The organism is Nesterenkonia sphaerica (genome assembly GCF_005771565.1).
Classification (GTDB): domain Bacteria; phylum Actinomycetota; class Actinomycetes; order Actinomycetales; family Micrococcaceae; genus Nesterenkonia; species Nesterenkonia sphaerica.
Window position 1 is genome coordinate 201,297 of record NZ_VAWA01000002.1, and the last position, 25,917, is coordinate 227,213.

The 25,917-nt window shown below is 65.4% G+C and carries 24 protein-coding genes and 1 pseudogene; 14 read left to right on the plus strand and 11 right to left on the minus strand.

The genetic code is table 11. From position 1 onward, the window contains the following. The first annotated feature begins 29 nt into the window (after positions 1-29). From sufD to FEF27_RS02460, 6 genes are all read left to right on the plus strand, one after another. The gene (gene sufD, locus FEF27_RS02435) at positions 30-1,325 is read left to right on the plus strand and encodes a Fe-S cluster assembly protein SufD (protein ID WP_138169229.1); all 1,296 of its coding nucleotides are present in this window, start codon (positions 30-32) and stop codon (positions 1,323-1,325) included. Between the two features lie 52 nt (positions 1,326-1,377). Next, positions 1,378-2,145: a Fe-S cluster assembly ATPase SufC gene (gene sufC, locus FEF27_RS02440; RefSeq protein ID WP_138169230.1), complete on the plus strand. Its 768-nt coding sequence runs from the start codon at positions 1,378-1,380 to the stop codon at positions 2,143-2,145. A gap of 12 nt (positions 2,146-2,157) precedes the next feature. Then, on the plus strand, positions 2,158-3,414 hold the full coding sequence (locus tag FEF27_RS02445) for a SufS family cysteine desulfurase (RefSeq protein WP_138169231.1): 1,257 nt from the start codon (positions 2,158-2,160) through the stop codon (positions 3,412-3,414). Continuing rightward, entirely contained in the window at positions 3,407-3,907 is a 501-nt protein-coding gene (gene sufU / locus FEF27_RS02450; protein ID WP_243728973.1) for a Fe-S cluster assembly sulfur transfer protein SufU, read from the plus strand. Before FEF27_RS02445 ends, sufU begins: the two co-directional genes overlap by 8 nt. 52 nt (positions 3,908-3,959) lie before the next feature. Next, entirely contained in the window at positions 3,960-4,286 is a 327-nt protein-coding gene (locus FEF27_RS02455) for a metal-sulfur cluster assembly factor (protein ID WP_138169232.1), read from the plus strand. 103 nt (positions 4,287-4,389) lie between these two features. Further along, entirely contained in the window at positions 4,390-5,988 is a 1,599-nt protein-coding gene (locus FEF27_RS02460; protein ID WP_138169233.1) for an ABC-F family ATP-binding cassette domain-containing protein, read from the plus strand. On the opposite strand, the gene FEF27_RS02465 is transcribed toward FEF27_RS02460, so the two are convergent. Genes FEF27_RS02465 through FEF27_RS02475 form a run of 3 tightly spaced genes read right to left on the minus strand, consistent with a single transcriptional unit; the run spans position 5,975 to position 7,553 of the window. Continuing rightward, entirely contained in the window at positions 5,975-6,889 is a 915-nt protein-coding gene (locus FEF27_RS02465) for an SURF1 family cytochrome oxidase biogenesis protein (RefSeq protein ID WP_243728975.1), read from the minus strand. The genes FEF27_RS02460 and FEF27_RS02465 overlap by 14 nt on opposite strands. Beyond that, positions 6,886-7,143, minus strand: a complete 258-nt coding sequence (locus FEF27_RS02470; protein ID WP_138169234.1) for an acetone carboxylase — start codon at positions 7,141-7,143, stop codon at positions 6,886-6,888. Before FEF27_RS02470 ends, FEF27_RS02465 begins: the two co-directional genes overlap by 4 nt. Beyond that, complete coding sequence (locus FEF27_RS02475) at positions 7,143-7,553, minus strand: DUF3099 domain-containing protein (RefSeq protein WP_138169235.1); 411 nt, start codon at positions 7,551-7,553, stop codon at positions 7,143-7,145. The genes FEF27_RS02470 and FEF27_RS02475 overlap by 1 nt, the downstream gene beginning before the upstream one ends. Before the next feature lie 136 nt (positions 7,554-7,689). Between FEF27_RS02475 and fabG the strand changes: the two genes are divergently transcribed. From fabG to FEF27_RS13575, 3 genes and pseudogenes are all read left to right on the plus strand, one after another. Continuing rightward, positions 7,690-8,397 carry a 3-oxoacyl-ACP reductase FabG gene (gene fabG / locus FEF27_RS02480; protein WP_138169236.1) on the plus strand — a complete coding sequence of 236 codons (708 nt, stop codon included), beginning with the start codon at positions 7,690-7,692 and terminating at the stop codon, positions 8,395-8,397. 38 nt (positions 8,398-8,435) lie between these two features. Continuing rightward, positions 8,436-9,197: an SDR family oxidoreductase gene (locus FEF27_RS02485; RefSeq protein ID WP_138169237.1), complete on the plus strand. Its 762-nt coding sequence runs from the start codon at positions 8,436-8,438 to the stop codon at positions 9,195-9,197. A gap of 195 nt (positions 9,198-9,392) precedes the next feature. Beyond that, positions 9,393-9,601 (plus strand): annotated as a pseudogene (locus FEF27_RS13575) (IS481 family transposase); the annotation flags it as partial. Between the two features lie 40 nt (positions 9,602-9,641). Here the strand turns inward: FEF27_RS13575 and FEF27_RS02495 are convergent. The 3 genes from FEF27_RS02495 to FEF27_RS02505 form a co-directional block, all read right to left on the minus strand. Then, positions 9,642-10,619: a M56 family metallopeptidase gene (locus tag FEF27_RS02495; protein ID WP_243728977.1), complete on the minus strand. Its 978-nt coding sequence runs from the start codon at positions 10,617-10,619 to the stop codon at positions 9,642-9,644. Positions 10,620-10,655: 36 nt separating this feature from the next. Beyond that, the gene (locus FEF27_RS02500) at positions 10,656-10,994 is read right to left on the minus strand and encodes a BlaI/MecI/CopY family transcriptional regulator (protein ID WP_138169239.1); all 339 of its coding nucleotides are present in this window, start codon (positions 10,992-10,994) and stop codon (positions 10,656-10,658) included. 99 nt (positions 10,995-11,093) lie between these two features. Next, positions 11,094-13,631, minus strand: coding sequence for a DNA gyrase/topoisomerase IV subunit A (locus tag FEF27_RS02505; RefSeq protein WP_138169240.1), 2,538 nt, complete (start codon positions 13,629-13,631; stop codon positions 11,094-11,096). A 60-nt stretch (positions 13,632-13,691) separates the two neighbouring features. On the opposite strand from FEF27_RS02505, the gene FEF27_RS02510 reads away from it, so the two are divergent. After that, positions 13,692-16,394 carry a bifunctional acetate--CoA ligase family protein/GNAT family N-acetyltransferase gene (locus FEF27_RS02510; RefSeq protein ID WP_138169241.1) on the plus strand — a complete coding sequence of 901 codons (2,703 nt, stop codon included), beginning with the start codon at positions 13,692-13,694 and terminating at the stop codon, positions 16,392-16,394. A gap of 10 nt (positions 16,395-16,404) precedes the next feature. Here the strand turns inward: FEF27_RS02510 and FEF27_RS02515 are convergent, their stop codons facing one another. Genes FEF27_RS02515 through FEF27_RS02525 form a run of 3 tightly spaced genes read right to left on the minus strand, consistent with a single transcriptional unit; the run spans position 16,405 to position 21,211 of the window. Further along, a complete protein-coding gene (locus FEF27_RS02515) occupies positions 16,405-17,442 on the minus strand; it encodes an NAD-dependent epimerase/dehydratase family protein (RefSeq protein ID WP_138169242.1) in 1,038 nt (345 codons plus the stop codon). After that, the gene (locus FEF27_RS02520) at positions 17,439-20,168 is read right to left on the minus strand and encodes an alpha/beta fold hydrolase (RefSeq protein ID WP_138169243.1); all 2,730 of its coding nucleotides are present in this window, start codon (positions 20,166-20,168) and stop codon (positions 17,439-17,441) included. Before FEF27_RS02520 ends, FEF27_RS02515 begins: the two co-directional genes overlap by 4 nt. Continuing rightward, the gene (locus FEF27_RS02525; RefSeq protein WP_138169244.1) at positions 20,162-21,211 is read right to left on the minus strand and encodes a 3-oxoacyl-ACP synthase III; all 1,050 of its coding nucleotides are present in this window, start codon (positions 21,209-21,211) and stop codon (positions 20,162-20,164) included. The genes FEF27_RS02520 and FEF27_RS02525 overlap by 7 nt, the downstream gene beginning before the upstream one ends. A 92-nt stretch (positions 21,212-21,303) precedes the next feature. Here FEF27_RS02525 and FEF27_RS02530 point away from each other — a divergent pair, with 92 nt between their 5' ends. Then, positions 21,304-21,918 carry a DUF5998 family protein gene (locus tag FEF27_RS02530; protein ID WP_138169245.1) on the plus strand — a complete coding sequence of 205 codons (615 nt, stop codon included), beginning with the start codon at positions 21,304-21,306 and terminating at the stop codon, positions 21,916-21,918. An 8-nt stretch (positions 21,919-21,926) separates the two neighbouring features. Next, positions 21,927-23,132: an alkaline phosphatase family protein gene (locus tag FEF27_RS02535; protein ID WP_138169246.1), complete on the plus strand. Its 1,206-nt coding sequence runs from the start codon at positions 21,927-21,929 to the stop codon at positions 23,130-23,132. Between the two features lie 16 nt (positions 23,133-23,148). Here the strand turns inward: FEF27_RS02535 and sepH are convergent, their stop codons facing one another. Then, complete coding sequence (gene sepH / locus FEF27_RS02540; RefSeq protein ID WP_138169247.1) at positions 23,149-24,297, minus strand: septation protein SepH; 1,149 nt, start codon at positions 24,295-24,297, stop codon at positions 23,149-23,151. Positions 24,298-24,536: 239 nt separating this feature from the next. Between sepH and FEF27_RS02545 the strand changes: the two genes are divergently transcribed. After that, positions 24,537-24,833: a DUF4193 domain-containing protein gene (locus FEF27_RS02545; RefSeq protein WP_138169248.1), complete on the plus strand. Its 297-nt coding sequence runs from the start codon at positions 24,537-24,539 to the stop codon at positions 24,831-24,833. A 53-nt stretch (positions 24,834-24,886) separates the two neighbouring features. Here the strand turns inward: FEF27_RS02545 and FEF27_RS02550 are convergent, their stop codons facing one another. Then, positions 24,887-25,369: a DUF3093 domain-containing protein gene (locus FEF27_RS02550; RefSeq protein ID WP_138169249.1), complete on the minus strand. Its 483-nt coding sequence runs from the start codon at positions 25,367-25,369 to the stop codon at positions 24,887-24,889. Positions 25,370-25,441: 72 nt separating this feature from the next. On the opposite strand from FEF27_RS02550, the gene dut reads away from it, so the two are divergent. Continuing rightward, positions 25,442-25,915 (plus strand): dUTP diphosphatase, encoded by a 474-nt coding sequence (gene dut / locus FEF27_RS02555; RefSeq protein WP_138169250.1) that lies wholly within the window; start codon positions 25,442-25,444, stop codon positions 25,913-25,915. Positions 25,916-25,917: the final 2 nt, after the last annotated feature.

A 25,917-nucleotide genomic window follows, 5' to 3' on the forward strand; every position in this document is an offset into this window, starting at 1 on the left:
GAAGAGAAAACAAAGGGATCAGAGAACACATGACAGAAACCCCTGAGAAGGTCGCCGGAGTGGAGGTCGGCCAACGCCGCATCTCCATTCCCGGGTTCACCGAAGAAGGCGAAAACCTCGCCGCTGAGACAAATTCCGCTGCCGACCACAGTCACGGTGGGCTGGGCAAGCCCAAGGAGGTCACTGCCGGAGCGGGCTCGCGCGCTAACCGGCACACCGGGTTCGACTTGGCCCACTTCCCGGAGCCCACCGGACGCGAAGAGGAGTGGCGCTTCACACCCTTGAAGAAGCTCGCCGGTGTACTCAGCGATACTCCCACTCAGGGCGCCGGGACAGACCAGGAAGCCGTGAACTACCAGGTCAGCGGCACAGTCGAGGGCGTGGAGGTCTCCTCCCTCGGCCATGGTGATGCTCCGCGCGGTGACGTGCTGCAACCGGCAGACCGTGCCGCGGTGGTCGGGTACAGGAACGCAGAACGCGCCCTGCACCTGAAGGTCACGCAGAATACAGAAGTGGCTGAACCCATTCGTGTTGACATCACCGGACGAGCAGCCGGTGCCCGCGCCAACGGGCACATCGTGATCGAGGCGGAGCCCCACTCCCGCGCCGTCGTGGTCCTCGAACACCGCGGCAGCGCCGACTTCAACGGCAATGTGGAGGTCAAGGTCGGCGACGGTGCGACTGTGAGCCTGATCTCCCTCCAGCGGTGGGAGGATGACGCCGTCCACGTCGGCCAGCACGACGCTGAGGTCGGCAAGGACGCCACGTACAAGCACGTCGCTGTCACCCTGGGTGGCAGCACCGTCCGGCTCAACACCAACTTCCGCTACGCCGCTGAGGGCGCTACTGCGCAGATGTACGGTCTCTACTTCGCAGATGCCGGTCAGCACATCGAACACCGCACTTTTGTGGATCACAACTCTCCGCGCAACAGCTCTGATGTGCTGTACAAGGGCGCACTGCAGGGCGCGACCGCCCGCAGTGTGTGGGTCGGCGATGTGCTCATCCGCAAGGAAGCCGAAGGCACCGACTCCTACGAGAAGAACCAGAACCTGGTGCTGACCGACGGGGCTCGCGCTGACTCAGTCCCCAACCTGGAGATCGAAACCGGCCTTATCGAAGGCGCCGGACACGCCTCATCCACCGGTCGGTTCGACGACAACCACCTCTTCTACCTCATGTCTCGTGGAATTCCCGAGGACATCGCCCGTCAGCTAGTGGTGCGCGGGTTCCTGAACGAGATCGTGCAGAAGATTGAGGTGCCTTCCATCAGGGAGTCCCTGGCCGATGACCTGGAACGTGAACTGCGCATCTCAGGTCACTGAGCCCGCCCTGCCCCTTTAACGAAGAACTTTCAAGCAAAGGACCCGAACACCAATGTCTACTCTCGAGATCAAGGACCTGCACGTCTCCATTGAGACCGACCAGGGAACCAAGGACATCCTCAAGGGAGTCTCACTGACAATCAATTCCGGCGAGATTCACGCCATCATGGGCCCCAACGGCTCTGGGAAGTCCACCCTTGCCTCCACCATCGCGGGTCACCCGCGGTATGAGGTCACCAAGGGCGAAATTCTCTTGGACGGCGAAGACGTCCTGGAGATGGGACCCGATGAGCGCGCCCAGGCGGGCCTCTTCCTGGCTATGCAGTACCCGGTTGAGGTGCCGGGCGTCACCATGACGAACTTTCTGCGCACCGCCAAGACCGCGATCGACGGTGAAGCGCCCAAACTCCGGACCTGGACCAAAGAGGTCAAGCAGGCCATGGAGACGCTGCGCATCGATGCCGACTTCGCCAACCGCAACGTCAACGAAGGGTTCTCCGGCGGCGAGAAGAAGCGCGTGGAGATCCTGCAGCTGGAGCTGTTCAAGCCCAAGTTCGCCGTTCTGGACGAGACCGACTCCGGCCTCGACATCGACGCCCTCCGGGTGGTTTCTGAAGGAGTGAACCGGGCGCACCAGGAAAACAATATGGGCACCCTGCTGATCACCCACTACACCCGCATCCTCAACTACATCAAGCCCAGCTTCGTCCACGTGTTCGTGGACGGCAAGGTCGCCGAGCAGGGTGGTCCTGAACTGGCCGACGAGCTCGAAGCCAACGGGTACGACCGTTTCCTGGCTTCTGCTGCGGCCTCGGTCTGAGGTTTCCCCACTGTGACTGATCTGCTTGATCTCGCAGGTGACTTTCCCCTCCTGAGCCGGACGGTGCGGGAGGGGAAGCCGCTGGTGTACTTGGACACCGGAGCCACCAGTCAGAAGCCGGGCCAAGTGCTCGACGCCGAGCGGGCCTTCAATGAGCGGCATAATGCGGCAGTGCACCGCGGCGCTCACCAGATTGCTGAAGAGGCCACTGAGGCGTTCGAATCTGCCCGCTCCGCCGTGGCCGCTTTTGTGGGGGCAGACTTCGGTGAGATTGTCTGGACCAAGAACGCCACCGAAGCGCTCAACTTGGTGTCCCACGGGTTTCTCAACGCCTCCCTGGGTCGGGGCGGTGCCGACGCCGCCCGCTTCAAGTTGGCGCCCGGTGACGAGATCGTCGTCACGGAGCTGGAACACCACGCGAATCTGGTGCCGTGGCAGGAACTGGCAGCGAAGACCGGTGCGAAGCTGAGGTGGATCCCCGTCACACCCGAGGGCCGATTGGACCTGGAGCAGCTCTCGGTCATCACTGACCGGACCCGGGTGGTCGCCTTCACTCACGCCTCCAACGTGACCGGGGCGGTCACCGAGGTCGCCCCCGTCGTGGAGCGCGCGAAGTCGGTGGGCGCCTACACGGTACTCGACGCTTGCCAGTCGGCAGCTCACATGCCCGTGGACCTCCATGATCTGGGTGTGGACTTCGCAGCCTTCTCCGGTCACAAGATGCTGGGCCCCACCGGGGTCGGCGCGCTCTACGGTCGCGAGGAGCTCCTGCAGGCTCTGCCGCCGTTTCTCACCGGAGGTTCCATGGTGGAAGTGGTCACTATGGAGGAGACCACGTTCATGCCCCCACCCCAGCGCTTCGAAGCGGGCACCCAGATGGTCGCCCAGACGGTGGGGATGCACGCAGCTGTCGACTATCTCAGTGCCGTCGGCATGGAGCGCCTCGCAGCGCACGAGGACCATATGGGCCAGCTGCTGCTCGAGGGCCTCGCGGAGGTTCCCGGAGTCCGCCTCCTGGGCCCAACCAGCAGCGCACAGCGGCTTGCCGTGATCGCCTTTGACGTCCCCGGGGTCCACCCCCATGATGTCGGCCAGGTGCTCGACGACCAGGGCATCGCAGTGCGTGTGGGCCATCACTGCGCCCAGCCGGTGCACCGGAGGTTCGGAGTCCACGCCTCCACCCGCGCCTCTGCGGGTGTCTACACGACGACGGCGGACGTTGAGGCCTTCGTCAAGGGGTTGCACCAGGTGGTGAAGTTCTTTGCCTAATTCGGCAGGCTCCAGCGCCATGGAGCAGCTCTACCAGCAGGTCATCCTCGATCACTCCAAAGCTCGCTCGGGGGAGGGAGAGCTGGACTCCCCCCACGGAGCGTCATTCCAGGTCAACCCGACCTGTGGGGACGAATGCACAGTCCAGGTCAGCCTCGAGGGCCAGCGCTTGGCCCAGCTGGCTTGGAGCGGCAAAGGCTGCTCGATCTCCCAAGCCTCGCTGTCGCTGATGTACGAGATGGTGGACGGCGAGCCGCTGGAGCAGGCCGAGCAGTTGGGGGAGACGTTCCGTGAACTCATCCATAACCGCGGCCATGAGCTCACCCCGGAGAAGATGGAGCTGCTGGAGGATCTGAGCGCCTTCACCGGAGTAGGACGGTACTCAGCGCGCGTCAAGTGCGCACTGCTTGGGTGGATGGCCCTGCGCGAAGCCCTCGCCCAGGCCCGGCACCACACCGGCGCCTCTGGCCAGCCACCGCAGACTCAGGCATAGTGGAGACCAAACCAACGTTAACGCCCGTAGACACCACGGGAAGGAAGAATCGATGAGTGAAACTACCACCCAGGCCCCGCTGGAGGACGTCGAAGAGGCGCTCAAAGAGGTCATTGACCCCGAGCTGGGGATCAATATTGTCGACCTCGGGCTGCTCTACGGTCTGCGCTATGAGGACGACGGCGCACTGGTCATTGATATGACGCTGACCACCGCTGCCTGCCCCCTCACGGATGTACTGGAGGAGCAGGTGGGCCAGCATGTCGGCACCATGGTCGACGAGTGGCGCCTGAATTGGGTATGGATGCCGCCGTGGGGCCCGGAGAAGATCACTGACGATGGCAAGGAGCAGATGAGAGCTCTCGGGTTCAACATCTGAACCACCGCACACTGCACACGTTTCGGAGATGCCCCGGGCGGGCGTCTCCGACGTGCTGTGCCATCTGTCACCACCCATTTTCTGCACAGAGGACCCCTCACCGTTGATCAGCGTTTCCAATCTCGAGCTGCGTGCCGGCGCCCGTCTACTGATGGATGGGGTCAGCTTCCGTATCGACCCCGGGGACAAGATCGGCTTGGTGGGCCGCAACGGCGCCGGAAAAACCACCATGACCAAGGTCATGGCCGGTGCCGCCCAGCCTGCCGCCGGGCACATCGAGCGCCGTGGATCCATCGGCTACCTGCCGCAGGACCCTCGAGTGGAGAACATGGACCAGACGGCCCGGGACAGGATTTTGTCCGCTCGGGAACTCGACGTGGTCTCGGCCAAACTTCTCCAGGCCGAAGAGGATATGACCTCGGCCAATGAGGCCGTCCAGCAGAAGGCCATGCGCCGGTATGACAATCTCCAAGCGCGGTTTCAGGCAGCAGGAGGCTACACTGCTGAATCTGAGGCGGCGATCATCTGCAAGAATCTGGACCTTCCCGACCGGATTCTGCTGCAGCCGCTGCACACCCTCTCCGGTGGGCAGCGTCGTCGGGTGGAACTGGCCAGGATCCTTTTCTCCGATGCTGACACCCTGCTGTTGGATGAGCCGACCAACCACTTGGACGCTGACTCCATCGTCTGGCTCCGGGACTATCTGCAGCGTTTCCACGGCGGTGTACTGATCATCTCCCACGATGTGGAGCTGATCGAGTCCACCGTGAACAAGGTGCTGTATCTGGATGCGATGCGCATGACCGTCGATGAGTACAACATGGGCTGGCGGAAGTATCTGGTGCAGCGTGAGCAGGACGAGGCCCGCCGCAAGCGGGAATTTGCCAATGCAGAGAAGAAGGCCACAGCGCTGCGCGCCCAGGCGGAAAAGATGCGCGCAAAGGCCACGAAGGCGACTGCCGCTCAGTCGATGTTCAAACGGGCAGACCGCATGATGGCGGGCCTCGAGGGTGAGCGGCAGGCAGATCGGATCGCCAATATCCGTTTCCCGAAACCACAGCCGTGCGGCAAGACCCCTCTGATGGCCGAGGCGCTCTCCAAGTCCTACGGCTCGCTGGAAATCTTCACGGGACTCGACCTGGCAATCGATCGGGGTTCACGCGTGGTGGTGCTCGGTTACAACGGTGCCGGCAAGACCACCTTGCTACGGATGCTGGCAGGGGTCTCCGAGCCGGACTCAGGCCGTATCATCTCCGGGCACGGGCTGAAGCTGGGCTACTTCGCCCAGGAGCACGACACCTTGGACACCAGCCGCTCCGTGTTGGAGAACATGAAGACCGCTGCGCCATTCCTCACTGACACGGAGCAGCGCAAAATCCTGGGCTCCTTCCTCTTTTCCGGCGACGACGTCGCCAAACCTGCCGGAGTACTCTCTGGAGGTGAAAAGACGCGGTTGGCCCTGGCGACACTCGTCGCCTCCAGCGCGAATGTCCTGGTGCTGGACGAACCGACCAACAACCTCGACCCCGCCTCGCGTGACGAGATTCTTGCCGCCCTGCGCACCTATGAGGGTGCTGTGGTGCTGGTCTCGCACGATCCCGGGGCGGTCGAGGCCCTGGACCCGGAGCGAGTGGTGCTGCTCCCGGACGGGGTCGAGGACCTCTACACCAAAGAGTATGAGGACCTGGTCACCTTGGCGTGAGCCGACTATCGACCCAGGCGTCTTCGGCATCCTCATCTGAGTAGCGGCCAGTCTGCCGACGGCGCAGCTCCTTGGCACGCCGGGCACGCTCCAGCCTCTCCAACCGCGCATCCGGCGAGGCACCATAATCGTCCTCGTCTGCGGACTCCTGGTGCTCGTCGAGGTCCAGGTTGCGCCGATGAACGCGGGCGGCGTAGCCCCACCCGACGAAGCTGAGCAAGCCGAAGGCCACCCACTGCATGGAGTAGCTCAGGTGCGGACCTTCGTCCAGGCTGGGGCGGGCCAACTGGTGGGGGGCTTCAGCCGGTTCCGGGGTTTCCGCAGCCATGAGGGCGTAGGCGCCCTGAACCAGCGGATAACTAACCTGTTCCTGATACTCGGTGAGGTCGATCGATGCCAGTTGGCCGGCGGGGGCTCCACGGTCGATGTCCGGTTCACCAGGCTTCAGCCGCGCCGTGACCTCCACGTCCCCGCCGGGCGGGTCCGGGTTGGATGCTGGGACGGACCCATCGGCGCTTGAGGTGGGCAGCCAACCGCGGGAGATGATGACGACGTCGCCCGTTGTCGAGTCCCGGAAAGGGACAAGCTGCTCGTACCCCACCTGGCCGCCGTGGCCGCGGTTGCGGGCCAAGAGTGAGTCCTCCTCCAGGTACTGCCCGCGCAGCTGCACCACTGTCCACTCATCACCGGCGTCACCGGCGGCGAATAGGTCGCGGGCCTGAGCGTAGGGGACTGGGTCCTCGTCATAATTGGCGACCACCCGGTTGATCTCCTCCAGCGCTGCATCACGGCGGTCCAGCTGCCACTGGCCCAGCATGTAGCAGGCGACGCAGAACAGGACGCACACGGCGAGCCAGCCCATCCACACCGGAGACAGCAGGAACGCGTACCGGGCCCTCACAGGTTGGCCTCGGCCCCACCAGGGGCGTGTTTGAGGGGGTCGGTGCTACGCCAGAACAGCCGGGCTTGCAGGAATGACTCCAGCCAGGGGCGGTGCTCGTGGCAGGCGAGCCAGATCTTGCGCCGCTCCGGGCTGTGGATCTTGGGGTTGTTCCACTTCACCTGCCAGTCGGCCGGTGCCACACACCCTTTGCGGGAGCACTGCGGCACCTCGGGGCCCTGCTGATCGGAGCTCAATGCACCTAAGAGGTCCATCAGCGCTGCTCCTCCTGGTCGCTGTCGATTGTGTCGAGCTGTCCGGGGATCACGTCCGGGTGGTCGCTGCGCGGCTGTGGGGGCTCTGTCTCGCCTTCTTCCCACCACATCAGGGGATCCTCCCGGCCAGCGGTCAGCCTAGGGCGCTGATCCAATCCAGCAGCTTCCCGCTGCGCCATGTAGCGGTCGCCCCCAGCATTGGCGTTGACCACCGCCACATAGGGCAGCACGGCGGCGGCGACCACGAAGGCAACCGCCCACCAGCTCTGCCATACGACGCCGACCACCGCCGCCAGGATAAAGCAGACGATGCGGATCGACATGGCTACCGAGTAGCGGACCATCCGGGAACGCTGCTCTACACTGTGCTTCAGCGGCGCGTCCGTGATGGAGTGGACCGGTTTGGTCATCTTCTCATTCTACGCGCTGTAGAACGGGCTGTCAGAGTCTCCAGCTGCACGCGGCTCTCCGCGGCGTACCAGTGGGTAGGTTCCAGTCTCACGTAGGGTGGTGGGCGAGTAATTCTGCACTGGATGAGGAGTCCCCATGAGTGAACGATCTGTACTGGTGACCGGCGGCAACCGCGGTATAGGCCGCGCCATCGCTGAGGAGTTTCTTGCCAATGGTGACAAAGTGGCTGTCACCACCCGCACCGGCGAGGCCCCGGAAGGCGCGCTGGGCGTCGCGGCCGATGTGACCGACTCGGCCAGCATCGACGCCGCCTTTAAGACCGTGGAGGAAGCCCATGGACCGGTGGAGGTGCTGGTCGCCAACGCAGGAATCACTCGGGATGGGCTGCTGCTGCGCATGAGCGAGGACGATTTCACCGATGTCCTCGACACGAACCTCACCGGTGCTTTCCGGGTACTGAAACGGGCTTCGAAAGGTATGCTGCGGCTGCGGCGGGGTCGCGTCATTCTCATCGGATCTGTGGTGGGGCTTTATGGGTCCCCCGGGCAGATCAACTACTCCGCGTCGAAGTCGGCGCTGGTAGGAATGGCCCGCTCGCTGACGCGGGAGCTGGGCGGCAGAGGCATCACCGCCAACGTCGTCGCCCCCGGTTTCGTCCGCTCCGATATGACCGATGCCCTGGACGAGCAGACTCAGCAGAAGTACCTGGGCAACATTCCCGCGGGACGCTTTGCTGAGGTCGAGGAGGTGGCCAAGGTGGTCCGCTGGCTCTCCGGGGACGAGGCGGGTTACATCTCCGGCGCTGTCATCCCGGTCGACGGCGGCCTGGGCATGGGCCACTGAGCACACCGATGTCATTCCGCAAGCAGAAAGAGGACGTTATGGGAACCAGAGACCTTGCAGGCAAAGGTGCCATCATCACCGGTTCTTCCCGGGGGATCGGCGCAGCCACCGCCCAACTCATCGGACAACGGGGAGCCGGTGTGGTGGTGAACTACCGGGCAAAGGCCCCGCGCGCCAACAAGGTGGTCAAAGGAATTCAGGAGGCCGGCGGCCAGGCCGTTGCCGTTCAGGCGGACCTCACAGAGCAGGAGGGCACTGATGCGCTGATCAACGCTGCCGTCGAGCACTTCGGCTCCCTGGACCTGCTGATTCTGAACGCCTCAGGCGGTATGGAAACTGACCGTGGCGAAAACTATGCGCTGAGTCTGAACCGTGACGCTCAGGTCAACATGGTCAAGGCGGCGATGCAGGTGATGCCACGCGGCGGGCAGATCATCTTCGTCACCAGCCACCAGGCGCATTTCATTCACGATGTCTCCACGATGGACGCCTATGAACCGGTGGCCCGTTCCAAGCGCGCCGGCGAGGACGCGTTGCGCGAGATGGTCCCTGAGTTGGACGAGCGCGGCATCATCCTGACGGTGGTCTCCGGAGACATGATTGAAGGAACGATTACCGCGACCCTGCTCAACCGAGCTGAGCCGGGTGCGATCGAGGCTCGCCGGGAGGCTGCCGGCAAGCTGTATTCGGTGGAAGAGTTCGCTGCTGAGATTGCGGCGATGGTCGGCAAGCCTGGCTTGGAGCAGGCTCATACGGAACTGGTGGGCGGCGCCGAAGACTTCTTGGCCCGCTCCCGCTGAGCAGAGCTGGGGCGGGTCGGTCGGCTAGCTGTACCCATCGAGCACGTGGGTTGAGGCAGTGTGATCCGTGCATCTGAACACTGGCACGCCGACGACTGTCATTTCCGTGCGTTCTCCACCCCACCCTCGTGCCTAAGAGCGTCGGATGTGAGATCTGTCGCTGATGGCGCGGTTCGGGGAGCTGCTGCACGTCGAGACCGGTCCCGTGTGGCCGAGGCCGAGGTCCACGACGATGAGACTGCCGCGACAGCCGCTGCGGTGCTGACCCGGGCTGCGGTCATATGCGACGAGCTCGGGATCAGGCACTGCCGGACTCGGCCACACACCCCGCAGACCCGCGGTGAGATGGAGCGATGTCATCGCACACTGACCAAGGGGAGGGCGATGCCCGCTGCGGCACCAGCCTGCCGCCACCATATCGACCAACGTGACAGGTCATGACGGCTAGCTCAGCAGGAGCAGACCGGTGGGGACACCCAACAGCGCTGCTGAGGCGAGCAGTGTGCTGGAGGTCGCCAGCGGCCCCAGCGGTGCCGGAGGTGCCAGCAGCCGCTGCAGCCGGGCACCGGTGATCAGCGCCGCGGGGGTGCCAGGCCCATCGGAGCAGTCCCTGCTTTCCCCGATGGGTGCCTCCGGCTGTTGCGGCGCCTCCACGGAGCTCAGGGCCAATGACCGCAGGAGAGTCTCCGGGGAGCAATGACGCAGCGCACCGTCGTCGGCGAGCATCTCGGTCAACTCCAGCACCGCCTCCCGGCCGTACCGGTTCGTCGGCAGCCACGGCAGCGCCCGGTACCACGCTTCAAAGGCCATGGTCAGCAGATGGTGGCGCTGCCTGAGGTGTGTCTGTTCATGCGCGACCACCGCCTCCAGTTCCGGGGCGCTCAGCGTCTCCAGCAGACCTCGAGACAGCACCGTGACCGAGCTGGCGTGGGTGCGGCCGGGCAGGCAGTAGGCCAGCGGCGTCTGGTGCTCAATGACCTGAGTGTCCGCCTCATCTCGGGTATTGGTCAGGGGAGTCGAGAGCAGGTCCACCAGTTGCCGATGCCTGCGACGGGCACCCAGTACACGGAAGTACGTGCGAGCCAGAGTCAGCAGGAGGTGCCCGGCCAGCAGCACACCCGCGCAGAGTGCGAAGATGTGCCAGGCACGCAGCTCTGGCGGGGCTGCTGCGGCCGTATTCTCTGCCAACGCGAGTGTAGCGGCGGCTCCGAGGCTCTCCGGGACGCTTGCACCCAAGGGCGCGAGACCATAGACGATTGGTGCGCCCACCATAGACAGGCCCCCGGCCAGGGCGATCGCTTGCCAGAGGACCATGGCTACCCATGGGGAACGGGCTCGGAATGAGGCCGTGTGGAGAAACTTCGGCACAGGCACTGCAAGGACAGCCGCTAGGGCGGCCAGGAACAATGCTAGAGCTTCCACCGCACCAGTCTATTTGGCAGGCGGAATCGGCACACTTCAGCCGAGGATTCGGCGCAGTGCCGCAGCTTCGGAGTCGGAGACGCTGCCGATAAAACGGGCGAGGACCACTTCCCGGTCTGGAACCGTGCCAAGGACCTCATTGAGCATCTCCACGGTGTGCTCCTCCCGGGAGGCCACCGCAGCGTACCGGTGGGGCCGGGAGGCGCGCTCACGGCGGACCATGCCTTTCTTCTCCAACCGGGCCAGTACAGTCAGCACGGTGGTGACGGCCAAGTCCTCATCCAACAGCTCACAGACCTCATTGGCGCTCAGCGGCTGCGCCGAGTCCCAGAGGAGACTCATGACTGAACGCTCAAGCTCACCGAGTGAAGCCATGCTGTTTGTGCTCCTTTTGGACCGAGTCATTATTGGACCAGGATACTCCCATCGACGTGAAGTTTCTACACGCCGTAGAAGTGTGGCGGCGCGTCGCGCTTACGCGTCGGCCCAGCTCAGCGCCGCCGATGACAGTGCCTCCGGGCTGGAGCCCACGGCATCGATGGGCTGATCCACCATTATTCCGGACCCGTCGCGGCGAACCAGTTCCGCAGGCAGGGTCCGCGCAGCACCCCGGCGATCGGCTGCTAACGCAGGTGCCAGCACCGCCGACCCCAGTGTGAGGTGGTCCTCGCCGCGGAGGAAGCGGTGCGCTCGGACGCCTCCGGTGGCGCGGCCCTTGGCCGGGAACTCAGCGAGGTCGGTGACCTTCACTGTGGCCTGGCCCAGCCCTTCAAGAGTCTCTGCACCGGAGGAGCAGGTGACCACGACCGCACCTGCGGGCGTCGCTGCGGCGGCTGCAGGTACCACGCTGAAACCAATGACGGCATCGGCGGCGCTCAGTTTCATTCCGGCCACCCCCGAGCCCGTGCGTCCCTGAGGACGGACGTGTGAGGCTGGGAAGCGCAGCAGCTGCGCGGCACCCGAGAGGAACACCAGCTCATCGTCGTCCTCGGCGGCGACCGAGGCGCCGACCACCTGGTCCTGATCCTTCAGCGTGATGATCTCCCACTGTTCCCGGTTCAGCGGATAGTCCGGATTGACCCGTTTGACCCGGCCAGCGGCGGTGGCCACCGCCACCACCCGGTCCAGCGGCACAAGTGCGACCACCTGCTCCTTCTTCTGCAGTTGCAGGCTCCCGGCCATGAAGTCCTTGATCTTGCCGCCCTGGTTGAGGTTCACAGTCCCGCCCACCACCTCCACAGGAGGCATCTCCATCACGGGCAGGCGGACCATCCGGCCGTCGCTGGTGACCGCACCGACCTGCCCTCGGGAGGTAGTGGCCACCAGGGAGCGGAGCACATCATGCCGGCGCCGGCGCGAGGGGTGCAGCAGTGAAGCACGATCGGTGGTCCGGGCCAGCATTCCGGAGTCCGAAAGCATCACCCAGCATGGCGCATCGGGAATCTCAAGCGAATCCGACTCGGCCGGGCTCTTCCCTGACGTCGGTCCGGTGGAGGCTGTCACCGCGGGCTCCGCCTCGGCGTCGAGGAGCTCAGTGCGCCGGTCGTCGCCGTGGCGGTCAGCGACCTCTTGGAGCTCATCAGCCACTGTGGTGCGAAGCAGAGCATCGGAGTCCAGGATGGCGGTCAGCTGAGCGATTTCCTCCTGGAGCTTCTGCTGCTCCTGCTCCAACTCCAGGGTCGAATATCGGGTCAGCTGGCGCAGGCGCAGCTCCAGGATGTGGTCCGCCTGGAGCTCCGTGAGGTCGAAGATGGTCATCAGCCGCGTACGCGCTGCTGCCGAGTTGTCAGCCGCACGAATAATCTGGATGACCTGGTCGATGTCCAGGATGGCGACCAGCAGGCCCTCCACCAGGTGAAGCCGATGCTGGCGCTTGCTCAATCGGTGGCTGGTGCGCCGCCGCACCACCTTGATTCGGTGGTCGACGTACACCTGGAGCAGTTCCAGCAATCCCAGTGTGCGCGGCTGATCATTGACAAGTGCCACGTTATTGATGCCGAAATTGGTTTCCAGCGGCGTGTACCGATAGAGCTGGGCGAGCACCGCTTTCGGATCAAAGCCTGCCTTGAGCTCAATCACCATTCGCGTGCCGTGCTTACGGTCGGTGAGGTCCAACACATCGGAGATGCCGACAAGTTTCTTGGCCTGCGCGGCCTCTTTGATCTTGGCGATGATGGTTTCGGGGCCGACCATATACGGCAGCTCGGTGATGACAATTCCGCTGCGGCGGGCCGTGACCTGCTCGATGCTCGCCTTCGCCCGGATCCGGAAGCTGCCCCGGCCTGTCCGGTAGGCCTCGTACACCCCGTCCAGCCCAGTGATCCGACCCCCGGAGGGCATATCCGGCCCTGGGATATGGGTCATGATGTCTTCCAGCGTGGCTTCCGGATGGAGAATCAGGTGCCGGGCGCCGCTGACCACCTCACGCAGATTGTGCGGCGCCATATTGGTGGCCATCCCCACTGCGATCCCGGAGGCACCGTTGACCAGCAGGTTCGGAAAAGCTGAGGGCAGGACTTCCGGCTGAGTGAACTGGTTGTCGTAGTTGGGTTCGAAGTCCACCACGTCCTCATCGAGGTCCGCGGTCATGGCCAGGGCTGCCTGTGCCATCCGCGCCTCGGTGTAGCGCGGGGCGGCGGGGCCGTCGTCGAGAGACCCGAAATTGCCGTGACCGTCCACCAACGGCAGGCGCAGCGCCCACGACTGAGCCATCCGGACCAAGGCATCGTAGATGGCCGAGTCCCCATGCGGGTGCAGCTTTCCCATGACTTCACCGACCACGCGAGCCGATTTCACATGCCCCTTCTCGGGGCGCAGGCCCATCTGCGCCATCATGTAGAGGATTCTCCGCTGAACCGGCTTCAGCCCGTCCCGCGCGTCCGGCAACGCGCGCGAGTAGATCACCGAATAGGCGTACTCCAGGAACGAGGTCTCCATCTCCGAAGAGACGTCGATATCGGTGATGTTTTCCGGAGGCGTCACGGGCGCAGCGGCAGCAGGGCGACGAGCCATAAGAAGTGGAGGCTGTCCTTCGTCTCGTATGCGGGCAGTTATCTGGTTAGTCTTGATCTTATGGGTGATAAGCCGAAAGTCAGCGGATATCCGGCCCATTGGGAAGCAGATGTTGTGCTTCGCGATGGGGCAGCGGCGCATCTGCGACCGGTGGGTCCTCAGGACGCGGAGCGCCTACAGCGGATGCACGCCGCCCAGTCGGAATCGTCCATTTACCTGCGGTACTTCACCTATAAGTCCACTTTGACAGATAAAGAACTCGAACGTTTCACCAATGTGGATCATGTCCGCCGGGTATCGATGGTAGTCCTGCTCGATGACGAGATCATCGGCGTAGGGGGATTCGACACCATTGGGGACACCACGGAGGCAGAGGTCTCCTTCAACATCTCGGACCGCCATCAGGGCAGAGGACTGGGGTCGGTGCTGTTGGAGCACCTGGCCGCAGCCGGCCGCGAACGTGGCCTGGAGCGGTTCTCTGCCGAGGTCCTGCCAGAGAATCGGAAGATGCTCGCGGTCTTCTCCGAAGCCGGCTATGAGGTCCAGCGCAAGTATGAGGACGGGGTGGTGTTGCTGGAGTTCCCGATCGACCCCACCGACCGCTCCCGGGCTGTGATGGAAGCCCGCGAACACCGGGCGGAAGCCCGCAGCGTGGGGGAGCTGCTGGCCCCCCAGCATGTGGCGGTCATCGGCGCGTCACGCGAGTACGGCTCCGTGGGCCATCACTTGGTGCAGAACATCATCGAAGGGCGTTTCACCGGCGGCGTGCATTCGGTTAATCCCGAGGCATTCGAAGTTGCCGGGGCTCCGGCCTTTTCCTCCTTGGCCCACATCAAACAGGACATTGATCTGGCGGTGGTCGCTGTCCCGCCCGAGGAGCTGCTCGAGGTGGTCGCTGACTGCGGCCGCCGCGGGGTCAAGGGGATGCTTATCGTCACCAGTACCGATACCGACCAGCAGCGAGAAGTGGTGCGATTGGCGCGCCGGTGGGGGATGCGAGTCATCGGACCAGCCTCCGCAGGGCTGATCAATACCTCGGCGGCCGTCTCGCTTAACGCATCGCTGTCTCCGGTGATGCCGGTGGCCGGCGGGGTGGGCCTGTTCAGTCAGTCGGCGTCGATGGGGATTTCGCTCTATGCTCAAGCCCACCGTCGGCAGCTGGGCCTTTCGGCAGTCATCTCAGCTGGCAATCGCGCCGACCTCTCCGGCAATGACGCCATGCAGTACTTCGAGGACGACGACGCCACCCGGGCGGTGGGGATCTACTTGGAGTCCTTCGGGAATCCGCGGAAGTTCTCACGGATCGCCCGCAGGCTCTCGCTGACCAAACCTGTCGTCGTCGCCACCACCGATCTGATGGGCCACCGCTTGCCCCCCGGGCACGAGGTGCGCCTCTCCCGGGCTCCGCTGAGCGCCGTGGATGCGATGCTGACCAATTCCGGGGTCATCCAGACGGGCAATCACGACTCGCTGATGGATGTCCTGGAGGTGCTGGCGACACAGCCGCTGCCGGTGGGCCATGCCCTGGGCATCCTGTCCAATTCCCCGGCGGTGTCTCGGCTGCTGGCGGATGCGGGAGAGGCCAACGGACTGAAACCCACCACGGTGATCGGTGATCTGAATCTGGACCAGCCACGGCCTCGAGCAGAGCAGAGTCTCACCACCGCACTGGAGCAACTCTTTGAGGACGAGGAGGTCGACTCCGTGGCAGTCTGCCTCCAACCCACCATTACCGGAGAGCACCAGGATCATTCCAGGGCCATCTCCCTGACCGCCCAGAAGTATGCCAAACCGATGGTGATGTCACTGATCGGGACGCTCGACGCCGACGTGCCGCTGAACTACATCGGCCACGCCGGGCCGGTGCTGGAAACCTCAGCGCTGCAGCAGGGGGTGCCGATCTTCTCCTCACCGGCGCGATCCATCTCTGCGCTGGCAAAGATCGTGCGCTACCAGACGTGGCGTGCCCAGGGGGTGGGGGAGACCCTCATACCCGAGGGGCTGGAAGGGACCAAAGCTGCCCGGACCGCGGATGCGCTGCTTTCCGGTTGGCTGGAGAGCGTCGAGGGCGCGGCCCTGCGCCGACTCACCCAGGCGGAGACTCAGCAGCTACTGGCTCCCTACGGACTCTCGGTGCTGCCGTCGAAGTCCTCAGACACTCCCGACGCAGCCGCCGCAGCAGCGCAGGAGCTGGGCTATCCGGTGGCGGTGAAGTCCACCAATGTCTATCTCCGCCACAGGCTTGACCTGGGTGGGGTCCAGTTGAACATCGATTCGGAAGCAATGCTGCGCCGGGTGATCTCCGATATGCGCCGGCAGCTGGCCAAGTACGGCAGCCCGGGGCTGGAGGTGCAGTCCATGGCCCCCACCGGGCAAGGTTGCATTGTCCGCGCGATCGAAGATCCCATGATCGGGCCGGTGCTGTCCTTCGGCATGTCCGGAGATGCGGTGGATCTGCTCGACGACTGGGCGCACGCGGTCCCTCCGCTGACCGACCGGGACATCTCCCGCCTGCTGGGCACGCCCAAAGCGGCGAAGAAGCTCTTCGGCTACCAGGGCGTGCCCGGTGTCGACTTCGACGCACTGGGTGAAACCGTGCAGCGGGTCGCGACGTTGAAGGACAACCACCCTCAGGTAGCCAACATCCAACTCTCTCCGCTGCTGGCCTCTCCGGAGGGGGTCAGCATCCTCCACGCCACCGTGGATATCGCCAATCCGCAGCAGCGCACCGATTCCGCGCGGCGCGCGATTTCGCGCTACTGAACGTGGGAGCTCACAGGACCCCGCCGGTCCGTTCCACGTGTCTGGCGAGATTGTCCAGTCCTTGGTCGATGCTCACCCGAGGCGCCCAGTCGAGCACCGTGCGAGTATGCCGCTGATCGAACCAGTGGGCGGTGGAGAGCTGCTCTGCCAGGAATTTGGTCATCGGCGGCTCGTCGTCGTGCGGCCCGGTCATTGCCCAGACCTTCTCCACCACAGACCCCGCCGCTTTGGCTAGACCAGGGGGTACCCGCAGCGACGGTCGGCGGGCACCACCGGCTTCGGCGATCCCCATCATCAGCTCACCGATTGGTCGGGGTTCTCCGTTGGTGACCACCAGTCGGCGGTCAGCGGCGGGCAGCGCCGCAATCTGAGGAAGGCGGCGCAGTCCTGCGACAAAGGCGTCAACTGCGTTGTCGATGTAGAGAGTGTCGACCAGGGCGGCTCCGGTGCCCAACAACGGCAGCCGGCCGGCCTTGGCTCGGTCAACGATGCGTTTGGTCAGCTGTCCGTCGCCGGGGCCCCACACCAGGTGAGGCCGCATGATGAGGACGTTGATGCCCACCGAGCCGCGGGCTTCGGCAATCAGCTCCGCTTCCGCTTTGGTCCGCGCATAGTGGCCGACGGCGTGTTCAGGGTCGGCGACTCCTGCCTGCGCGCCGACAAGTGAGCTTCCGGAATGGGCGACTGAAGGCGAGGACACATGCAGCACATTGTCCACCCCCGCCGCCCACGCGGCGTTGAAGAGGTGTTCGGTGCCCAGAATGTTGATCCGGTCGAAGTCTTCCCGGGGACCGGACACCGAGACTTTGGCGGCCATATGAATGATGGCATCCTGACCTTCCACCGCCTCCTGCACAGCGTGGGCATCGGTGAGCGATCCGCGGACCTCGCGGACCTCCGGCAGTGCGGAGGCACTGCGCTGGAAGGTGGTCACCTGGTAGCCCAGTGCGGCCAGCCGGGCGGCGACGCTTCGTCCCAGCAGACCGGAGGCCCCCGTGACCAGAACTCGGGACGGGGGGAGGACCTCAGCGGGAAGTGAGCGTGTCATGGTGCTGCCGCCCTCTCGCCGGCCAGCACGGCTTCGGCCCACGCAGCCAGAGCGGTGCGGTCAATCTTGGAATTGTGCCGGATGTCGGTGGGAAGGCTGTCCACCACTAACACCGCGGCCACTACGACGTCGCCCACTGCGTTGCGTACCGCACGGCTCACCTCCGGCACAGCCAGCGGGGAAGCCCCCACGGAGAGGCTGCACCCGGGGGCGGGCTCAAGGATGACGACGACGGCTTGGGTTCCGCGCGGGCCCACGCCAACGGCTGCTGAACGTGACACCTCCGTCAGCGCGTCCACTGCGGTTTCGACGACTCCGGGACCGATAGGGCCTGCAGGCGTGGTGATGACATGGTGGAGCCTGCCCTGGATCCATAGCCTGCCAGAGGTGTCGAAGTGGCCGATATCCCCGGTGCGGTGCCACAGCAGCCCGCGGTGCCGGTCACGGCGGGACTCCCGGTCGGTGAGCCACAGGCGGTCGTAGCCCGCCTTCAGGTGCGCCGCGGAGACCACGATCTCACTGAGCACACCGGGCGCGTTGTCCGGATCGCTGAGGTCTTCTGCCGCTCTGCCGAGCTCGTCCAGCGGCGCCACGGCGAACTCCACCCCCTCGACAGGTTGGCCCACACAGACGCCGTGCTGCTGGGTTTCCTTTGCGGTGTGAATCCGTTCTCGGGTGATGTCGGTCTGCAGCAGCCCTTCGGTCATCCCGTACGGGGTGTGCAGCTCGGCCTCGGGAAACAGCTGCTGCACCTGGTCCAGCAGTTCCACCGGCACGGGGGCCCCGGCGGAGAGCACGAGCCGGATCCGGCGCAGTGCCGCGGTCTGCTCGGCGGTCAGCTCCTCGGAAGTGGCCACCACGTTGGCCAGTGCTGCAGGGGAGCCGAAAAACATGGTGGCCTCCCCGGCTGCGGCGGCCGAAGCCACGGCGCGGGCGGTCAGGGTGGCGGGTTTGGTGACCGTCATATCCGGGGTCACCGACGTCGCCCCAATGGCGGGTCCCAACAGGGCGAAGGGAGCGAAGCCAGCGATCAGGGACGACCCCGGGTGGACCGCGAAGGTACGCCGCAGCAGCGCCACCAGAGCACCGAGCCGACTGTGGGTGTAGATCACGCCTTTGGCCGGACCGGTGGAGCCGGAGGTGAACAGGATGGCCGCCGCTGCCTCCGGGCCCGGTACCGGGATCTCCTGCAATGCGTGTGAGGTCCCGCGGCGCAGCAGCCGCTCCACCGACGCCTCGGCGCGGACGAGTCGTGCTGTTCGGGGGCCCAGGGCCTGCACGCTGATCCGCCGGCCGGGCCAGTGCAGGGCCCTGGCCACGGCAAGGCCGGGTTTTTCCCCGATGACCCAATCGGGCCAGGCGCTGCGGACAGCCCGGGTCATGCCCTTCAGCCCTAGGCCGGCGTCAGCGACCACGGCCACTGCTCCGAGCCGCAGGCAAGCGTAGAGAATGGCGGTCAGCTGGTTTCCCGGCTGCACCAGCAGGCTCACCCGATCGCCGCTGCGCATGCCTTGTTCGTAGAACCCGGTGGCCAGCGAGTCGACCTGCGACTTCAGCTGCGCCCACGTAAGTTGGTCTGTCCCATCGGCTGCCAGCTGCACCACAGCGGGGGAGTCGCGCCGCCACGAGACCGCCATCTGCTCCAGCTGCTGGTGCAGCCCGGTGCTGGCTTCGGCTGCCGGAGCTGAGGCTGCGCTGTCTGCAGCGGTGGTGTGAAATGTGTCACCCAACCAGGTGAAAAGCACCTTCGCAATGTCGCGGTCCTCTGCCAGCAGGTGCCCGGCTCCCTCGAAGCGGTGCAGGTCAGCCTCTGGGAGGCGGTCCATGAGGTCGTGGAGATAGCGGTCCCGGAAGACGGGATCTTTGGGGCCCCACATCAGTAACGCGGGTTTGTTCCACCGGCGCAGTCCCGCTGAATACTCGTCGAGTACCGGCCGCGAGGCGTGGTCGGCGGCGGCGGGAATGTCAGCGACGAATCCGCCGATGCCACCCCGGCCGTAGCGGGAGACGTACGGAGCGCGGTACGCTGCGGCCACTTCCTGGGGCAATCCACCCTCGGCCAGGCCCAGCGTCACCCGAAGGAAGGCGTCGCTGAGCACCGTGGAGCTGGGCAGCACCCCGGGGGCCATTGCGGCACGCAGCGCCGGCGGCACCGACTCCTGCACCGGGTGGTCCACGGCAGTGTTGAGTGTGACCACGGCGTCCACCACGGCGCTGTTGCGCACCGCCCAGGCCAGGGAGATGGTGCCGCCCCAGTCGTGGCCGAGCGTCACCACTGGCTGGTCGGTGTCAATGTTCAGCGCCTCGCCCAGCGCGTCGAGGTCGTCAAGTCGCTGGCCGAACCTTCGGTAGCTGGAGGCTTCCGGGGACGGCGGCTCGGGGTGAGCCAGCCGGTCGGAGAACCCCATATCCAGCTGATCCGGCGCGATCACCCTCCAGGCAGCATGCGGCCCAGCCTGCTCCACGGAGGCCTCCAGAACCCCTCGCCACAGGTAGGACCAGGTGGGGTTGCCGTGCACGGCGAGGATGGTTCCGGTGGGTCGGATGCCGCGAGCCTCCAGCACCGGACCGGTGTCCAGGACGTGAAAAATGTGCTCGCCGTCAGAGGACTGGGTGGTGACCAGGCGGGACCAGTGCGAGTCCAGACCCGGCAGCGGCGTCGTTGTCAGCGTGTCCGCGGGAAGGCGCGCACTCCGGGCCGGGAGGGGACGCCACCAGTTCACCATTGGATCTCAACCATGGCGGTGTTGAGCCCTGAGCCGACCCCCATGCACAACACCCGGGCTCCTGCGGACAAACTGCCGGCATCCGCTTCGCGGGCGAGAGTGATCGGCAGGGAAGCCGGGCCCACATTGCCGAGTTCGGGATAGGTCACCGGCACACGCTTCTTGTCGAGCTTGGCGGCCTTGATGATCGAGGAGGTGTGCAGCTGGGAGACCTGATGGGTGACGTAGGAGTCCATCTGCTGCCAGTCGAAGTGTGCCTTGGCGTCCTTCCAGGCATCCATGACCAATTCCAGACCTCCATCCAGCAGCCCGCGGGCGTCGGTGAACATCCCCCGGTGGTCGCCGACGCAGAGGCCGTGGTGCTGGGTGGCCGCACGGGTGACTCCGCCGATGATCCGGTGCCCTTCCGGGTGTGCATCAGCCGGGCCGACCACCGCGGCGGCGGCACCGCAGCCCAGCGTCAGCGAGGCGAACTCGCTCATGAAATCCTCGCGGGAGAGGCCCTCCTCCAGGGAGTTGATCCGGGCGATGGTGGCGTCCTGGACCTTACGCGCGTCTTCGCCATTGACAATCAGCACGTACTTGACCTGACCGGCATCAATAAGGGAGCTGGCCAGCGTGATGGCGTTGACGAATCCCAGACAGGCGTTGGTGATGTCAAAGTTCATGGCCGAACTCGGCAGCCCTAAGTCATGGTGCAGGCCCACGGCCACCGAGGGCTCCAGGTGCTCTCGGCTGACTGAGGTGTTGATCATCATCGACACCTCAGCGGGGTTCACGCCCGCGGCGTCGAGGGCTTTGCGCCCCGCTTGGACCGTTCCGGCACGTACATCACCATCTGCGCGCCAGTTCCGCCGGGCGCGCACACCGGCCACCCGCTGCAGCAGACCGGTGGGCAGCCTGAGTCTCTTCAGAGCGTCGGCGAGCCGCTGATCAAGCTGTTTGGAGGTCAGCACCTCCGGCGCCTCAACCTCGGCTACGGACAGCAGCGCGGCATTGCGGTGATGGAATGTCGCGTTTCCGTCGCTCTGGTATTCAAGCACCGGTCCATTATCCAGAATCCGGCAGTCAGCTGCGAATCGAAACCTGGGGGCTGCGGAAATGCGCAGGGCCGCCAACGATACTATGGAGGGCTATGGGCACATCCACTGTCTCTCTGAAAGAGGCCATCGACCGCGGCGGGTTTTATCCGACCCTGGTCCACCACACCGTAACGGAGGCCCTCGACGGCCGTCCCCCCGAACAGCAGATCGTTCACGTTGACACCCATTTCGACTTCGAAGAGGTCCACCGGCACATCACAGTCCTGGTCCTGGCTGAAGACGTCATGGTGGTCGCGCACCTGGACGACCATGACGCTGAGGAGGACCGCCCGTTTCAGCATGAGGACTCCGGTCCCTCCGGTCCCTCGGAGGTCGTGGCACGCATCTCCACTGAAGTCGTTCCGGTGGTGCGGCTGCGCTCCCTGATTCTCTCGGAGGTTCACCGCCGTCCCGATGAGTTCCGTCCCGACCGCGGCCTTGCCGAGGTGTCGCTGAACATCAACTGGACCGGCAGCGCCCGGTTTGATGCGATGCCGGCAGACTGCGGCAATCCGGAGTGCGTGGCCGATCACGGGGAGACTGGCACGGTGGTCCCTGAAGATGTCAGCCTGCGCATCGCCGCGACCGCTGAGGGTGACACCGCGGTGGATGAGGCGCGCAGCTTTGTGCGGGCCCTGCGCCGAGCCACCGTGAAGTACTCACGCTGAGGGTGCCGATGAGTTCCGTGCCGCTGCCCCCAGAGAGCGCCGGGGGGCATCTGCGGCATGTGATGACCTCGGCCGCCGCTGCGCTGGGGGTGGAGCCTTTCACTGATCGGCTTGGCCTCCCGCCGGCCAGCATCGCCGTGGTGGTGTTGGCCGACGGGCTGGGTGACCAGCTTCTGGCGGCGCACTCCGGGCACGCGCGGTTCCTGGCCTCCGCCTGGCGGAACCCCCGCGCTGCCCAGGTTCTGGACACCGGAGCACCGACCACCACGGCGGCCTCACTGGCCAGCCTCGGCACCGGTCTGGCCACCGGCCAGCACGGCTTGGTCGGCTATGACGTCTTCGCACCTGAACTGGGCCGAGTGGTCAACATGCTGGGTCAGTGGGACCACGACCTTGATCCACTCCAGTGGCAGCCCCATCCCACCGTGTTTGAGCGTGCCGCTGCTTCCGGGGTGCGGGTCGTGACCTCCTCGCGGCCACAGTTCCGTGACTCTGCCTTGACGCACGCGGCCCTGCGAGGGGGCGACTTTGCCGGCGCGCAGGCCCTGGAGCAGCGGTTCGCCCTGGCAGCGGACTGGATCCGCAGCCACCGCCCTGGCCCAGGGAGGCTGCAGCGCGGGCGCGCTGATCCGCTGCTGGTGTACCTTTACGTCGACGAGCTGGATAAGACCGGTCACCGCACCGGGGCAGGGTCCGATGCATGGCTCACAGCTTTGGAGGCCCTCGACGCTGCAGCGTCACGGTTCTGCCAGAGGCTCGCCCACGATTTCGGGCAGCAGGTCACCGTGCTGCTCACCGCCGATCACGGGATGGTCAATATCGCTGAAGAGTTCCGGATCGACTTCAGCGCGCGCACTGACCTCTTGGCTGGTGTGGCGCACACCGGCGGCGAGCCTCGTTTTCTGCACCTCTACGCGGCTCAGGGAGCCCACCCGGAGGGCATCGCGGATCGCTGGCGGGACGCCTACGGCGAGCAGGCCTGGGTGCTGACTCGGCAGGAGGCGATCGCCAAGGGGTGGTTCGGCACCGTGGAGGAGCAGGTGGGTGATCGCATCGGTGACGTGCTAGTCGCGGCGCACGCCCCGCTGGCGCTGTTCCACACCACACGGACCGGCCCGGGGCCGCTGAAGATGGTGGGCCAGCACGGTTCGCTCACTGAGGCTGAGCGGCGGGTGCCGCTGCTGGAGCTCACCGGCCGGGGATTCGTCAGCTGAAAAACCTCAAGGGGGCTTACTCCTTGTGGCCGAAGAGAATATCGTCCCACCGGGGCATCGTCGGGCGCCGGGAGGAGCTGCGCTTTTTCCGCCGCGGCGGATCAGCCTCCTCCTCATCCGACTCGGCGGAGGGACCCGGCGCCTCTGCCGAGTTTTCGTCGTAGCTGAATCCCCACGCATCAGTGCTGTCGGTCTCGCCGTCGTCATCGGTAGTCACCGGCTCCGCTGTGTCCTCCTCCAGACCGGGAAGGGTGTCGGTGCGTTGCTCCTCGGCCGGCGGACGGACCGGTTGCTCGTCACGGGTCAGTAGGGTGGCGAGCTTGTCATCGCCCGAGGCATCGGTTCCCAGCCGCTGACCCCGGCGCGCGCGCAGAATGTCTAGCAGGTCCTCGTGGTCGGCGCCGTCGCCGGTGGACGGCACCGGTTGCGCTGGCGGTTCCGGAGTGCCGGGAGTCGGGGAGGTCTGGTGATCATCAACATTGAATGGCTTGTCCACCGCGGCCAGCCGCCGGGAGCTGGCGGCGGCGCGCGTGGTCGGCGGCAGCGCGCTGAGCGACTCGGCCCATTTGTTCTCCGGGCGCACCGTGCGCGCTGCGGGGTCGAAGGTCCACTCCGCCGGTGGCTGCTGGCCGATGCCAGCGGCATGAGTCTCCGAGGAGGCCGCATCAAAGTTGCAGGTGACCGCCCATCGGCCGTCCTCCCGCCGCCACGCGTCCCAGCTCATCGACTCCAGTGTCACCCCCATCGCACGCAGCCGCACCATCACCATCGCCTCCAAGGTCGCCGGCGCATCGCCGAAAGCCAACCTATGCTGCTCAGCTGTGGAGGCCCGTGCCACCACCGTTTCCCTTGCCCGCGCGGCGCGGTAGGCCCGCTCATCGGTCACCGGCCCGGCGTAGCGCAGGATGTGCTCCCGGCTCAGCCCCGAATCTGCCACCACCTCCTCCACGGTGGCTCCGCCACGGAGCCTGGCCTGAATGGCGCGCGGGGAGAGGGCCGGCGGTTCCGCCTTCGGATCGCGGGGAGCGGAGGCGCGGGCCAAAGCGGCACGCAGCGATTCATCCACCGGGAGGCCGTACTCGGCGTCGGACCCGTCAGAGAGCAGCAGCCGGGGTGTCTGGTGTTGCGTCCCAGGGTCGACCCCCACGATCCGCAGATCCTGCATCAGCAGTGTCCTCCGTGTGAAATCGGTGGTGTGGTCACTTGTTGGGGCCACTGTATCGCGGTGCACCCCAGTTGAAGGGGGCGCAGCTCAACCCCACCTGGAAGGATGGAACCCGTAACCTGGTGACTCCGACTTGTCACAAGAGTCGTGATACGACACAATCTGTGCGACCTCACTCGTGTGCCGGGCCTGCACCGACCTGGGAGAAACACGCACAAACCACCATTGGAGCACCTGATATGGCGACCGATTACGATGCCCCGCGCAAGAACGACGACGACGTCAATGAAGACTCGATCGAAGAGCTGAAGAACCGCTCCACCAACCGCCAGTCCGCTGTGGTGGACGAGGATGAGACCGAGGCCGCCGAAGGATTCGAGCTGCCCGGTGCCGACCTCTCAGACGAAGAGCTTCAGGTGCGTGTGCTTCCCGCCCAGTCCGACGAGTTCACCTGTACCTCCTGCTTCCTGGTCAGGCACCGGTCGCAGGCCATCCAGGGCCCCAACGGCCTGGTCTGCAAAGACTGCGAGGACTGAGCGCGCCTCCTTCCCGGCGGCAAGACCGCGGCGGCGCTCAGTCTGTTACTGACTCAGTCTTCACTGACTGAGACGCCGCTGGTCTGCACCGGCTCCTCGGATCCCAGAGCCGCCAGGAGCCTCTCCGGCTGTCGAGTAGAAAACAGCCAATAGGGCGTCGCGTCCCGATCATCGGTGATCTGGGCGGTGACGACCGGATCGATCCATCCGCGTATGCACTGGTAGCTGCGCGCGTCGAACCCTGGTCCCAGCTGCTCCCGGGCGGCGCCGCCGCGGTGGGCGACCACGTGCCCCAAGAAGCGGCGCTCGATCTGGGCGCGGCCTACTTTGAGTGTGTGCTCCGTGACTTCGATGCGAGGAGTCACTGCCCACAGCGCCGCTGTGCAGACGGCGACTCCCGCGAACAGCGCCACCACACCTGGGCCGGTGCCAATGGGAAAGAAGATGGTGGAGAACGATGCGCCGATGATCACCCCGGCTGCCCAGATCCACCACGCTGGCCACAACTTTTCGACGTAGTGCACCGAATCACTCATAGGCTCTATCGTCGCATGGAATTGAGGTCCGCCACAGAATGAGTGGCAGGCTTGACGGTAGACTCATACAACGTGAAAAGCATTCCAGTCCCGCTGCAGCAGCTCGACCCCCAGCTGCCTCTGCCGTACTACGCCCACGCCGACGACGCAGGCGCTGATCTGGTCACCGCGGAAGACTTCACCCTGGCCCCGGGGCAGCGGCGAATGGTGCCCACAGGGCTCGCCGTCGCGATACCCTCCGGCTGGGTTGGCCTGGTGCACCCGCGCAGCGGATTGGCAGCCCGGCACGGAATCAGCATTGTCAACGCACCGGGCACGGTGGACTCCGGCTACCGTGGTGAGCTGAAGATACTGATGATCAACACCGACCCGTCCGAGTCGGTCAGCTTCACCCGCGGAGATCGCATCGCCCAGCTCGTCCTCCAAGAAGTGGCACAGGCACAATTCATTCCCGTCGACACGCTGCCCGAGACCTCCCGCGGCGTGGGCGGTTTCGGATCCAGCGGCCTGAGTTCGGCCCCAGACCAGTACGCCCACCAGCGATAAGG